A 12,713-nucleotide genomic window follows, 5' to 3' on the forward strand; every position below is an offset into this window, starting at 1 on the left:
GAGCGGTCACCCGTCGTTGCAGCCGAGCACCCACGCCTTGGCCAGCGCGATGTACTGGTACGGATACACCGTGAACCAGTCCACCGGACCCGAGGGATAGACGCGCGGCACACTGTGCATCACGACGTCTCCGGAGAAACACTGACCGAAGATGTAGCGCGCACGGACGAGGTGAAAACGCCAGCTCACCACGATCACGGTGTGCCACCCGTATTTCTTGGCCATGTCCTGGACGTACATGGCCTCGCCGCGGGTGGTCGAGGGGTTCGGGACGAAGCAGATGACCTTGATCTTCGCCGTGCTCGAGTCGCAGTAGTGCTGCATCATCGTTTTGTCGCGGTCGTAATTGGGCCAGCTGCTGTCGTACGGGTTGGACAGCAAGACGGTGTCGGCGTAGCCCTGCCGCGCGAGATCGATCCCGTACTGTTCGCGACCGTCGTGCTCTCCGCCGAGGACGACGATCGCGTCGGCGTGACGCAGCTGATCGCCGTGGTCTCGGTCGAAGAGTTGGTGGCCGACGATCAGATAACTCGCGAGCAGCACGAGGACGACGAGCACCGTGGGCACGACGACTCGTCGGCGTCTCAGGCGCGCCAGTCGCCTCCGCTTGGCGGGGGGTTGATCGGGAGTCGGTGCGTCCGGGCTCACGTACGCAGCGAGGTGATGTTGTCGCGATACCACTGCACCGTATCCGCGATCCCGTCTGCCAACTCGATCTGCGGGGACCATCCACTCGCGCGCAGGGTGCTCACGTCGAGGAGTTTGCGCGGTGTCCCGTCGGGTTTCGACGTGTCCCACTCGGTCTCGCCCGTGTACCCGACGGCGTCGGCGACGAACCCGGCGATCTCGCGCAGGGTGTGATCGACGCCGGTTCCGACGTTGACCTGCTGGGGCCCGTCGAAGTGATCGAGCAGATGCAGACAGGCCGAGGCCATATCGTCCACATGGAGGAATTCTCGGCGCGGAGTGCCGCTGCCCCAGTTCGTCACGCTCGGCGTCCCGGCCAGTCGCGCGTCCTCGTAACGACGGATCAACGCGGGCAGCACGTGGGAACCGGTCGGGGAGAAGTTGTCACCGGGACCATAGAGATTGGTGGGCATCGCCGAGATCCACGGCAGTCCGTACTCGCGGCGGGCCGCCTGGATGTGCAGGATGCCGGCGATCTTGGCGATCGCATACGCATCATTGGTCGGCTCGAGCGCCCCGGTCAGCAGGGCGTCCTCACGAATGGGTTGCTCGGCGAACTTGGGGTAGATGCACGAGGAACCGAGGAACAGCAGCCGGGGCGTGCGTTGGGCCACCGCGGCGTCCAGCACACTGGTCTGGACCTGCAGGTTCTCCGAGAGGAACTCGACCGGGTAGGTGCTGTTGGCCAGGATGCCGCCGACTCGTGCCGCGGCGAGGATGACCGTCTGCGGCTGGTGCCGGTCGAAGAAATCGAACACCGCGGCGCGATCGGTGAGTTCCAGTTCGTCGTGCGTCGCGCCGATCAGGTCGGAGAATCCCGCCTTCTCGAACAGCCGCCAGATCGCCGACCCCACGAGACCCCGGTGTCCTGCGATGTAGGTCTTCGCGTTGCGGTCGAGGGGTCCGATACTCTGCTCGCCCATCGATTCAGCTTCCCCAGCTCGCGAGGACCGGCTTGTCGATCCATGGTTTGCCCTCGCATTCGAGTGCCGCGATGTCGGCGTCGACCATGATCCGGGCGAGGTCGGGGGTGTGGACGGTCGGGCGCCATCCGAGGACACGGTCGGCTTTGGACGCGTCACCGACCAGTGCGTCGACCTCGGTGGGACGCAGATAGCGTTCGTCGAATCGCACGTGCTGCTCCCAGTCGAGGCCGGCGTGCTCGAAGGCCGTCTGCAGGAAGTCCCGCACCGTGTAGTTGCCGCCGGTGGCCAACACGTAGTCCTGCGGTTCATCGACCTGCAGCATCCGCCACATGCCCTCGACGTACTCCGGGGCGTATCCCCAGTCGCGGATCGCGTCGAGATTTCCCATGTAGAGGTATTGCTCAAGGCCGGCCTTGATACGTGCCGCCGCGCGGGTGATCTTGCGAGTGACGAAGGTCTCACCGCGGCGAGGGGACTCGTGATTGAACAGGATTCCGTTCACCGCGTACATGTCGTAGGCCTCGCGGTAGTTGCGGGTGACCCAGTAGGAATACACCTTGGCCGCGCCGTACGGGGAGCGCGGATAAAAAGGCGTCTCCTCATTCTGCGGTGGCGGGGTCGCACCGAACATCTCCGAACTCGATGCCTGGTAGAAGCGACATTTCACACCAGCCAGGCGCACTGCTTCGAGAAGGCGGATCGACCCGATTCCCGTGGTGTCACCGGTGTGCTCGGGTTCGTCGAAACTCACCCTGACATGCGACTGGGCGGCGAGGTTGTACACCTCGTCGGGGTCGATGGAGGCGACGAGGGTGACCAGTCGTGCGCCGTCGCTCAGGTCCCCGTAATGCAGGAACAAACGGGCGCCGGGTTCGTGCGGATCGACGTACAGATGATCCACGCGAGAGGTGTTGAACGTCGAAGCTCGGCGGATCAGGCCGTGAACCTCATAGCCTTTGTTGAGCAGCAATTCGGCCAAATATGACCCGTCCTGCCCGGTGATCCCGGTGATGAGCGCTTTTTTCAATGGGTCAGTCCTTCAATAAGTAGACGATGATGTCTAGAGTGACGTTCGACAACAACTCCCCGCGCGAACATCTTAAGCCGTTGGACCTGAGAGTTCTCGTCCGGATTGGTGTGAATCACTAACGTGCTTCATGATCGCACGGAAGGAATTGCTGAATCGCCGCGCCCGGCCACCTTGTCGGCGCAAGTCTCGAGGGGCCCAACATATGCTGCACACGTTTGGTGTGATCGTGGCGTCGGCTGGTCGTCCCACCGTTCTCGCAGAGACGCTCGAGGCCCTCGGTGATGTCGTCGACGAGACCTGTCAGCTGGTGGTGTCGGTGCCCGACGAGGCCAGCGTTCCGACCGGGTCGGGTGTTCTCGACACCGTCGACCTCGTGGTCGGGCGGCGCGGGTTGCCGGCGCAGCGCAACAGCGGAATCGACGCCCTTGACGAATCGGTGCGCTATGTAGCGTTTTTCGACGACGACGCGATACCTCATCGGGACTACCTCAGTGCGGCGATGACGACTTTCCATCAGCGCCCCGACGTCGTCGGCGTCACGGGTCAGGTCCTCTATGACGGCGTAGTGACAGGTCGTCCGTGTGATGCAAGAGAGGCGAGGACGATTCTGGACGGCTTCCGCACCCCTGATTCCGCGGCGACCCCGTGTTCGGAACTCTACGGATGTAATTTCGTCGTGCGCCGAGAAGTGCTCGACGAGCACAGGTTCGACGAGCGACTGCCCTTGTACGGCTGGTTGGAAGACCTGGACTTCTCGCGTCGCATCGGACGACTCGGTGACCTGATGTCGGTGACCGACGCCGCTGTGGTGCACCGCGGTGTGACCAGCGGTGGTCGGATGCACGGGCTGCGCCTCGGCTACAGCCAGGTGGTCAATCCCGTGTATCTGGCAGGCAAACGGTCGATTTCGTACCTCGAGGCTCTCGCGTTGGTGACCCGGCCGATGGCCAAGAACCTGATGCTGTCGATGGCCGCCATCCGGTGCGACTCGCGCCGTGCGCGTATGCGCGGGAACCTGATCGGGCTCGCCGACATCGCGCGGCGTCAGGTGACTCCCGAACGAGCGGCGGAGTTTCGGAAGTGACCAGAATGCACGCGGGTGTCACCAAATCGTTTATATCCATTTCCGGTGCAGTTGTCTCGATATTCGTGATGATTGTGGTGATGTCCGGTTGTGGTGGATCATCCGACGGCGACTCGGGGGATTCGGCGTCGTCGTCGCCCGTTCTCACCGTCGGCACCGAGAGTGTGCCGCTTCCGTTCGACCTGCCCGCGTCGGCGGTATTGCGGGCGAGCGAGAAGAAAGTGTTTGCCCACTATTTCTCCCCCTATCCGATCAGCTTCGACAACGCACCGAGCTCGCAGGACAACTACGCCACCCAATTCCTGTCGCCGTCGGGTGAGTCGGGCATTCATCAGGCATACGGCGGGATGCTGCGGGACCGGCCGGTTCCCCGGTCGCCGATTTCGGACCCGAACTGGATGAATCTGGACTACCGCACCGAGGTCCGTCAGGCGAAGTCGGCCGGCCTCGACGGGTTCACCGTCGATCTGCTCGATCTCGACGGACCTCAGTGGGGCAGATTCCTCAATCTGCTGTCGGCGACCGAGGCCGTCGATCCCGCCTTCGACCTGGTTCTGACCCCCGATGGGGCCTCCGACGACATCGGCCGATCCCCGCAGCGGCTGGCCGATGCCCTTGCCGGGGTCGCCCGGCGAGCACCGATCTATCACCTGGCCGACGGCAGGCTCGTGGTGGCACCGGTGGCACCCGAACGAGAGGGCGCGCAGTGGTGGAAGACCTTCGTCGACGTGATGAAGGCCGATCACGGCATCGATGTCGCCCTGGTGCCCACCTTCGTCGAGAATTTCGGACAGAACGTCGACGACTTCGCGCCCTTCAGCTACGGGCTGTCGCGGTGGGGATGGTGGTCGCCGAGTACCAACAGTCTCGAGGGCATGCGTGAGATCGCCGATGACGCGCGGTCCCGCGGCAAGGCCTACACCGAAGCGGTGACCGTGCAGAGCTATCGTCCGTATGCGCAATCCTTCTGGGAGGCAGGCGGTTTGGCCAATCTGATGGCGACCTGGCAAGGAGCGATCGCCGAGCAGGCCGACGCGGTGCAGATGGTGACCTGGAACGACTATTCGGAGAACACCCAGTTCGCACCGTCGCTGGGCAACGATCACGTCCCCCTGGACATCTCGTCCTACTACCTGACCTGGTACAAGACCGGACATCAGCCGATGATCGTGCGCAACGTCCTCTATCTCGCCAACCGAAGCCAGTTCGTGAACGCCAAGCCGAGCCGGCAGACCGCGCTCGCCGTCGCGCAACCCGGGGATGCCCCGGTCGACCAGGTCGAGGTGGTCGGATTCCTCGCCGGTCCGGGCGTGGTGCGAATTCACGTGGGCGCACGGACATACGAGTACAAAGCCGATGCCGGTATCCGGTCCTTCCAGGTGCCGCTGGGGACCGGGCCGATCTCGGCGGAACTCCTCGTCGACGGAAAGTCCATCGCCGAGGTGGCGAGTGCGCACGAGGTGAACGCGGCGCCGACGACGCAAGACCTCACCTACTATTTCTCGTCGAGCAGCAGGCAGTAAGGGAACGGAACATGGATATTCCCAGTGAGAGTCGCTTCTACCTCCGTGACTTCCGCAAGGACGGCTACGACAAGGGCGGATCGATCCCCAAGCAGATCGCATGGCTCGCCGTGTCCGGTGCGGTGCTGCGTAAATGGTGGTGCCCCAACCGATTCCGTATTGCGGTGTTGAGGGCTTTCGGCGCGCGGATCGGGGACCGCACCCTGGTGCGCCACGAGGTCAAGATCCACTGGCCGTGGAAGTTGACGATCGGCAGCGACTGCTGGATCGGCGAGGGCGTCTGGATTCTGAATCTGGAGCCGGTGACCATCGGCGACAACACGTGCATCTCCCAGGATGTGTTGCTGTGCACGGGAAGTCACGACCGGCGCTCCCCGCGCTTCTCCTACGACAACGCGCCGATACACATCGGGGACGGCGTGTGGGTGGCGGCCCGCGCGACAATCCTGCGCGGGGTACGGCTGGCCGATCGGTCGGTCGTGGGTGCCGCGACACTGGTCACCTCCGACGTCGGCGAGGGGACCCTGCGGGCCACGGGCGCAGGCGCCGCCCCCGGAGGGAATGGACTTCTCGGACAACACCGTCCGGAACACAGCGAGGACACACACCAGTGAGACGACGCAGAGCACGCCCATCGGACCGGCCGACGGTCAAGGTGTTCGGACTGAACTATGCACCCGAACCCAGCGGAAGTGCGCCCTACACAGCCGGGTTGGCCGAGTGGTTGGCCGCCAACGGGTATGAGGTCGAGGTGATCGCCGGGTTGCCCCACTACCCGCAGTGGAAGCGGTACCCGACGACGGAATCGGTGGAGGCCGACCACCTGCGGGTGCGCCGGCGATGGCATGTCATCCCCCGGTCCCCGCGCACGATGGGGCGGATGATCATGGAGGCCACCTACGCGGTGCAGGTGCCGTTCGTGTCGGGCGCCGACGTGTACGTCGCGGCCAGCCCGTCGCTGTTGGGATCGCTGGCGGTGGTCCTGCGGGCCCTGCCCGGCCGGATTCCGGTGGTGTTGTGGGTACAGGACATCTACAGCCGCGGCTCGGAGGAGGCGCTGGGCAACTCGCGTCGGATCACCGCGGTGATCAGCAGGCTCGAACGGTTCCTCTATCGACACGTGAACCACATCATCGTGCCGCACACCGGGTTTGCGTCCTCGATCGGCGAGGTGGTCGGCGACCGCACCCCGGTTGACGTGGTGGCCAATTGGTCGCACTTCGACGCGTCGGCCGCGCTCGAGGCGAATCCGTTGGGTGAGGAGCTGATTCGCGAACTCGTCGGTGCACCGCCTGAGTGGGCGGTGGCCGTCCATGCGGGCAACATCGGTGTGAAGCAGGGGCTCGAGAACGTCGTAGAGGCCGCGCGCGTGGCCCACGAGAACGGCAGCCGCATCCGCTTCGTCCTGCTCGGTGACGGAAATGCACGTCCGGATCTGGAGAAGATCGCCGAGGGACTTCCGAATCTGCATTTCATCGATCCGCTTCCACGTGAACAGGTGATCCCGTTTCTCGATGCGGCCGACATCCTGATCGTCAATGAGCGTCTCGGGGTCCGGGAAATGTCGATTCCCAGCAAGCTCACCACCTACTGGTCGACGTCCACCCCGGTGGTGTGCTGCGTGGATTCGACCGGCCTGACGGCGCAGGAAGTCAACCGCGCCAACGGGGGTGTGGTGGTTGCACCAGGTGAACCGAAGGCTCTCGTCGATGCGATCGAGGAACTCGTCGCCGATGAAGAACGTGGGCGTGAACTCGTGCGACACGGCGCGCAACACCGAATTCGGCATCTCGGTTCCGAGCCGGCATTGACCGCCATCGCTGATATCTTGAATCGGTCGATGCGCGATCGTTGACCCTATTTCTCATATGCACGGAAGGTATGCACGAATGAAGCGATTGGCAGCCCTCGTCGCCGCGGTGTCGGCGACAGCTGTCGTTGCGTCGTGCGGTCAATCCGGCTCGACCGCGCCCGGAAGTTCGGGCCCGGTGTCGGTGTCGGTGGATTTCTCCCGGACCGATGGCGGCGGACCGGGCGTCCGGTTCTCCGACGGGCAACCTGTGACCCTGTCGACCGCCAACGACTTCGCCTCGGCGCCTTTCGTCTCCGACGGCAGCCTGATCTTCACCCCCTTGCGCAGGAGCGGGGTCTCAGCCTACGCGAGCACGCCCCGGTTGAGCGACACGGTCAAGACCATCACGGCACGTTGGCGTTTCGGCTCGGCACCCGGCGGATCGATGGCGCTGAGCGTGACCGACGGCGTGAACGAGGCCGGAGCGCCGAGCCGTCCGTTCGCGGTGCGGTTCGTCGTCAGTCAACAGAGTTGGTATCTGGGTGTGTGGGGTCTGGACGACCAACAGGTCAGCATCGTCGGCACAGGCCAGTTCGCTCCCGAACTCGCCGGTGGCGTCGACCTGTCCGCGCGGCTGTGGATCGTCGACAACTGGGTGACGGTGCAACTGCCCGGTGGCGGCTTCGCAACCGCGAACGATACTCGCACGAGTGCGTGGGCCGGGCATCGGGTGACCGCCGAACTGTTCACGCAGACCGGCGATCCCGACTCGGTGCCGCGTCTGCGCGAATTCGGTGCGGGCAGTGTTCGCGAGCTTCCGCCGGCCGGGGGAGCGTGAGCGATGACGACGATGACACGTCGGCGCACGGTCGAGCGCAAGTGGGTCGTGTTGCCCGGATCCCGCGGTAGGCGATCGGTCCCAGCCCTCATCGGCCTCTGGCTGCTGGTGATCTTCGGCGGGGTGGTGCCGGTGGCGGTGATCCAGCTGACCCCGGTGTCGCGGCCGGGATGGGTCGTCGCGGCCCTGATCAGCGCGGCGAGTGCCGCCCGATTCTCCTGGCTCGTCGGCAACGGTGACCGGCGACTGTTCGAGACGACGTTCTGGGTCTTCGTCTACTCGTTCCTGGGACTTGCTCCGCTGGTGCAGATGCGGTTGGGCGACTGGCCGTCGACCACCCCGAACGGTGACTGGGCGCTGGTCCCCACGGCGTTCATTGTCGTGGTGGTGGGATGTCTGGCCTTCTGCGTCGGTGTCTACGGCGGCACCCTGGCCACCGCGGGCGGGCGGCTCCGGGAACGATTGACCCCGACCAAGCCGCGCAAACCGGCCGATCGACGAGTATTGGTGGGATTCGCCGTCTTTGCGCTGCTCGCCAACCTCTACTACCTCAGTACCTCGACGTGGCTGCAATTCACCCAGAGCCGATACAGCGAGACCGAATCCTTGGCCCAGGCCCAGACGTCGGCGTCGTCGTCGACGATCTTCCAGGCGGTCGCCGGCGCCTCGTTGCTCGTGTCGTTCGTGTCGCTGGCGCAGGATCGCCGTGTCCGGCGGCGCCTGGGCATCCCCGAGACCTCTCGGGCGCGCTTCGTGTCGATCACGCTGATGGTCGTGGTGGGACTGTCGCTGCTGAACACGCTCAATCCGGTCTCCAACGCCCGATATGTCTCGGCCACCGCGATTCTCGGCGCCGCCACCGCTCTGGGTCTGGTGCAGACCCGCGGACGTTATCGCGGCATGGCGATCGCCATGATCACCGGTATTCTGTTCGTGTTCCCGTTCATGGATGCCTTCCGGTACAGTCTCACACCGCAATTCAAGAGCAACGGGCTCATCGACTCGCTGAGCTCGCCGGACTTCGACGCCTTCGCGCAGATCTCGAACGCGATCCTCTACGTGCACCGTGAGGGCGTGGCGCCGCTGCAGTTCGTCGGTGTCCTCGGATTCTGGATGCCACGACGGATATGGCCGGACAAACCGGTCGACACCGGAATCCTGCTCGCCCAGGAACGCGGATACATGTTCAAGAACCTCTCGGCCCCGCTGTGGAGCGAGTTCTTCGTCAACGGCGGCTGGATCTATTTGATCGCCGGGATGCTGGTGGTGGGCTTCGTCGTCCGATGCCTGGACCGCAGAATCGAATTCGATCTGCAGGTGCGCGATTCCATCGGCGTCCTCAGTTGCATCCTGCCGTTCTACTTCCTGATCCTGCTCCGCGGATCGCTGCTGCAGGCGACGTCGTTCTTCGCGCTGCTGCTCGTCTTCACCTTTGTCGTGTCGCGACGGTTCGGTGGCGCATCGCCGCCGGGGAGGTCGGCGACATGACAGTGATGATGCGATGGCCGGTGCGGATCCTCCTCGTGCTCGGCATGATCGTCGCGCTCGGCGGGTGTCGTGAGTCCGTCGACACCGCGGCGCTCACACCGACACCGGCGGTGACAACCACGCGGTCGGCCGGAGAATGTGCGGCGCAATCCATCTCGACTGCACTATTCATCGGGGATTCCTACGTCGAGGGTGTCGACGGTGGTGGGCAGCCCTACCCGCGCCGAGTCGGTGCGGAGTTCGGGTGGCAGGTCGACGTCGATGCCAAGGGTGGTTCGGGATTCGTCGCGCGTGGACCGGTGGCGAGTGCATTGCCGTTCGGGCAACGATTGGCCGCCGACAGCGGTGACGCGCCCGATCTGGTGGTCATCGACGGCGGGCGCAACGATGCCATCGTCCCGGTGACGACGATGGAGAACGCGATCGGTGAGTACGTGGGGGCGGTGCGCGCCAAGTGGCCGCTGGCCTGCGTGGTGTTCGTGATCCCAAGTTTCATGACCGCCGAACCGCCGTCCTTCTACGACGACATCGTGAATTACGCGCGCACGGTACTGGTCCCGCGATACGACGTGCACATCATCGACCCGGTGGCCCTCGGATGGTATCGGGACCGCGACCTGTCGGGAATGCTCATGCCCGACGGTGTGCATCCGAATGCCGCAGGCAATGACTACATCACGGCGCGGATGACCGACGCGCTTCGCACAGTGACAGGGGCGTGAGACGATGCAGCTGAAACCTTTGGTGCAGTCGATCTTTCGGCGATGGTATCTCGTGGCGATCGCCACGCTCCTCGGACTCGGAGCCGGCGCGATCGTCGTGCTGATGACGCCGAGCTACTACCAGACCCGAACCGATGTGGTCCTGTCGACGCCGGGATGGAACGACGTGATCGCGCCACAGGGCGACGATGCCGCGAACGTGACCGGTTCGCTGGGAACCGCTTTCACCCTCGAACGTGCCGAGAGCTACGTTCGTCTGGCCGGCTCCGACGACGTACTGCGCACGGTGGCCGCGGACACCGGCTACCACGGGGACGCGCGGTCTCTGGCGGCACAGGTGTCTGTCCGGGTTGTGCCGGACACGACCATCATCGAGGTGTCCGCACGATCGGACACCGCGGCCGCCTCGGAAAAACTGTCGCAGGTGATGGCCGCCGAACTGGGCCGGGCGATCGAAGAGGTCGAGTCGGGTTCGGTGCGTAGCGCGCGATCGCCCGTGCAGGCGACGGTGATCACCCCGGTCGGCGTCGAATCGCCGACGGTCAAGGTCACTGCATACGAATGGCTCTTCTACGGAACGGCGATCGGCCTGATGGTGGGGGTCACCCTCGCGGTGATCCTCGAAGCCGGTCGCCGGCGCGTGATCACCTCGGTCGACGACGCCCACGAGGCACTCGGCGTGCCCGTGCTCGGGAAGATCGTCGCCGTGCGGGTGGTCGGCGACGGTGGTGAGATCGAGGCCACCATCGTCGCCGACACCAGTGCGCTGCGGCTCGGTGGCAACGTCCCCGGTGTGCTGGCGCTCGCCCCGGTGTCGGAGCAGACGCAGACGACCGTCGAGCCCGAGGTCGTCGACACCATCGCGGACTCGCTCGCGGGGCCGTCGACACCACCCCCACAGGTCGAGATGATGACCGGTTCCGACCGTGCGCATGTGCGTTCACCAGAAGTTCGCGAGCGTCTGCGCAGCGCCGCCGCCACCCAACGGGTGTTGCTGTGGGCGAACGCGATTCCCGCCGAACCCGACATTCTGGAACTGGCCCTCGACCTCGATGCCCCCGTGGTGTTGCTCGTCACCCTGGAGACCACCAGGGCCGATGAGACCCGGTCGGCGCTGCGCCAGTTGGATGACGCCGGCATACAGATCTCCGGTTGCATATTGCTCGAGTATCACGTGGCCCAGCGTGATGCCCTGTTGAGAGGTTCTCGATGAGTCGATTCCGCACGTCCCGACGCCCGATCGCGCTGTTGCTGATCATCGGGTTCACGGTGCTCGGCCTGCTGGCCGGCGCCGCGGCCGCAGTGGCGTCGCCCAAGCAGTACGCGTCGACGGCAACCCTCTTCCTGCGCGCCCCCGACTTCACCGACTCGACGAGCGCCTACCAGGGTGACCTCTTCTCGCAGCAACGCGCACTGTCGTATGCGGGCATGATCAACAGCGAGGACCTGGCACAGCTCGCGGTGAATCGACTGGGAATCCAGATGAGCCCGTCGGAAATGGCGGCCAAGGTGTCGGCGGCCGCGGAGGAACGCACCGTCCTCATGACCATCACCGCCACCGACAGCAATCCCGACCGCGCCGCGCAGATCGCCAACAGCTATGCGGCGGTGTTCCCGCAATACATGGCCCAGATGGAGAACGTCGGACGCGATCCCCGGGTCGCGCAGAACCCGCTGGCCACGGTGGTCCAGACCGCGACCCCACCGACCAAATCCGACGGCCTTCCGACCTCGCTGCTACTGCTCGCCGGCGCCGTCGTCGGGCTCATCGTCGGACTTCTCGCCGCCTTCGCCCACCGCCGTCTCGACGGCCGCGTGTATCGGGTCGCAGAGTTGGAATCGTCTCTGTCGCACGATGTTCCCGTCGTCGCCGTCGGGGTACGAGGCGGAGATGCACAGGACGAATTCCGCAGGCTCGCCACACAAGTCGAGCACTTCACCGACTCGTCGGATCCGGCGGACACTTCGACAGCGGGGCAGGGACGGTCGGTCGCCCTCGTCGAGGTCCACAAGAGCGGCCTGTCAGGAACAATCGCTCGCGGCCTCGCGGACTCGTTGCGTGCGCGCGGATTCCGCGTGTCGGTGACCGGGGCTCCGGGTACCACCGACGCTGGTACCAGCGGCGAGGTGAATCCGCCGGCAGACACGTCCGCGACCAACACGCCGGTGGACCATGCCGTGCCGGACGATGCCGTTCCGGAGGATCCCACGGATGCCGTCACCGCGGACGAAACCAAGGCTGCGGACGACGACACCGCGGACGTCGACACCTCAGACGCCTCTGCGGACGACACGCCGCAGGACGATCACGACGAGATCCCGGACACCCCAGCCGATTCCGATGACGCAGGGACTCCGGTCAGCTCCGCCGTGGCAGAGTTGAGTGTGGCGGCCTTCCGAGAGGAGCTGACGGGGCTGGCAGCGGAGAACGACTTCGTCCTGATCGACGGCGGTGTCCATGACACCGATTTCGCCGACATCGCGGCGGGTGTAGTGCAGTCGGTGGTGCTCGTGGTGGCACCGGGTGAGCGTAAGCGTCGTATCGCCGAAGCGGCGCGCGTGATCGAATTGGCCGGTGGCTCACCGGCATTCTCGGTGCTGTGTACATCGGGTGAGGGCTGAG

Annotated in this window: 12 protein-coding genes; 9 read left to right on the forward strand and 3 right to left on the reverse strand. The window is 65.2% G+C overall.

Features of this window, described 5'->3' with window-relative positions; genetic code table 11:
* Positions 1-6: 6 nt before the first annotated feature.
* The 3 genes from P3L18_RS20550 to gmd form a co-directional block, all read right to left on the reverse strand.
* Complete coding sequence (locus P3L18_RS20550) at positions 7-567, reverse strand: YdcF family protein (RefSeq protein WP_006371040.1); 561 nt, start codon at positions 565-567, stop codon at positions 7-9.
* 77 nt (positions 568-644) lie between these two features.
* Positions 645-1,610 carry a GDP-L-fucose synthase gene (locus tag P3L18_RS20555; protein WP_276115083.1) on the reverse strand — a complete coding sequence of 322 codons (966 nt, stop codon included), beginning with the start codon at positions 1,608-1,610 and terminating at the stop codon, positions 645-647.
* Between the two features lie 4 nt (positions 1,611-1,614).
* Complete coding sequence (gene gmd / locus P3L18_RS20560) at positions 1,615-2,640, reverse strand: GDP-mannose 4,6-dehydratase (protein WP_276115084.1); 1,026 nt, start codon at positions 2,638-2,640, stop codon at positions 1,615-1,617.
* 205 nt (positions 2,641-2,845) lie between these two features.
* Here gmd and P3L18_RS20565 point away from each other — a divergent pair, with 205 nt between their 5' ends.
* From P3L18_RS20565 to P3L18_RS20605, 9 genes are all read left to right on the forward strand, one after another.
* A complete protein-coding gene (locus tag P3L18_RS20565) occupies positions 2,846-3,727 on the forward strand; it encodes a glycosyltransferase (RefSeq protein ID WP_276115085.1) in 882 nt (293 codons plus the stop codon).
* A gap of 80 nt (positions 3,728-3,807) precedes the next feature.
* On the forward strand, positions 3,808-5,250 hold the full coding sequence (locus tag P3L18_RS20570) for an endo-1,3-alpha-glucanase family glycosylhydrolase (RefSeq protein ID WP_276115086.1): 1,443 nt from the start codon (positions 3,808-3,810) through the stop codon (positions 5,248-5,250).
* An 11-nt stretch (positions 5,251-5,261) separates the two neighbouring features.
* Positions 5,262-5,864, forward strand: a complete 603-nt coding sequence (locus P3L18_RS20575; RefSeq protein ID WP_006370753.1) for a DapH/DapD/GlmU-related protein — start codon at positions 5,262-5,264, stop codon at positions 5,862-5,864.
* Entirely contained in the window at positions 5,861-7,105 is a 1,245-nt protein-coding gene (locus tag P3L18_RS20580; protein WP_276115087.1) for a glycosyltransferase family 4 protein, read from the forward strand. The genes P3L18_RS20575 and P3L18_RS20580 overlap by 4 nt, the downstream gene beginning before the upstream one ends.
* 34 nt (positions 7,106-7,139) lie before the next feature.
* Positions 7,140-7,880: a hypothetical protein gene (locus P3L18_RS20585; protein WP_276115088.1), complete on the forward strand. Its 741-nt coding sequence runs from the start codon at positions 7,140-7,142 to the stop codon at positions 7,878-7,880.
* A gap of 3 nt (positions 7,881-7,883) precedes the next feature.
* Complete coding sequence (locus P3L18_RS20590; protein ID WP_276115089.1) at positions 7,884-9,368, forward strand: oligosaccharide repeat unit polymerase; 1,485 nt, start codon at positions 7,884-7,886, stop codon at positions 9,366-9,368.
* Complete coding sequence (locus tag P3L18_RS20595) at positions 9,365-10,090, forward strand: SGNH/GDSL hydrolase family protein (protein ID WP_276115090.1); 726 nt, start codon at positions 9,365-9,367, stop codon at positions 10,088-10,090. Before P3L18_RS20590 ends, P3L18_RS20595 begins: the two co-directional genes overlap by 4 nt.
* Positions 10,091-10,094: 4 nt before the next feature.
* Positions 10,095-11,303 carry a Wzz/FepE/Etk N-terminal domain-containing protein gene (locus tag P3L18_RS20600; RefSeq protein WP_276115091.1) on the forward strand — a complete coding sequence of 403 codons (1,209 nt, stop codon included), beginning with the start codon at positions 10,095-10,097 and terminating at the stop codon, positions 11,301-11,303.
* On the forward strand, positions 11,300-12,712 hold the full coding sequence (locus P3L18_RS20605) for a hypothetical protein (RefSeq protein ID WP_276115092.1): 1,413 nt from the start codon (positions 11,300-11,302) through the stop codon (positions 12,710-12,712). Before P3L18_RS20600 ends, P3L18_RS20605 begins: the two co-directional genes overlap by 4 nt.
* Position 12,713: the final 1 nt, after the last annotated feature.

The sequence above is a fragment of the Gordonia sp. N1V genome, from assembly GCF_029269935.1.
Taxonomy (GTDB): domain Bacteria; phylum Actinomycetota; class Actinomycetes; order Mycobacteriales; family Mycobacteriaceae; genus Gordonia; species Gordonia polyisoprenivorans.

Excerpts from the sequence above, each read along its gene's own strand:
- P3L18_RS20555 (WP_276115083.1), bottom strand. The coding sequence starts at position 1,610 with ATGGGCGAGCAGAGTATCGGACCCCTCGACCGCAACGCGAAGACCTAC.
- P3L18_RS20565 (WP_276115085.1), top strand. The coding sequence starts at position 2,846 with ATGCTGCACACGTTTGGTGTGATCGTGGCGTCGGCTGGTCGTCCCACC.
- P3L18_RS20570 (WP_276115086.1), top strand. The coding sequence starts at position 3,808 with ATGTCCGGTTGTGGTGGATCATCCGACGGCGACTCGGGGGATTCGGCG.
- P3L18_RS20575 (WP_006370753.1), top strand. The coding sequence starts at position 5,262 with ATGGATATTCCCAGTGAGAGTCGCTTCTACCTCCGTGACTTCCGCAAG.
- P3L18_RS20585 (WP_276115088.1), top strand. The coding sequence starts at position 7,140 with ATGAAGCGATTGGCAGCCCTCGTCGCCGCGGTGTCGGCGACAGCTGTC.
- P3L18_RS20590 (WP_276115089.1), top strand. The coding sequence starts at position 7,884 with ATGACGACGATGACACGTCGGCGCACGGTCGAGCGCAAGTGGGTCGTG.
- P3L18_RS20595 (WP_276115090.1), top strand. The coding sequence starts at position 9,365 with ATGACAGTGATGATGCGATGGCCGGTGCGGATCCTCCTCGTGCTCGGC.
- P3L18_RS20600 (WP_276115091.1), top strand. The coding sequence starts at position 10,095 with ATGCAGCTGAAACCTTTGGTGCAGTCGATCTTTCGGCGATGGTATCTC.
- P3L18_RS20605 (WP_276115092.1), top strand. The coding sequence starts at position 11,300 with ATGAGTCGATTCCGCACGTCCCGACGCCCGATCGCGCTGTTGCTGATC.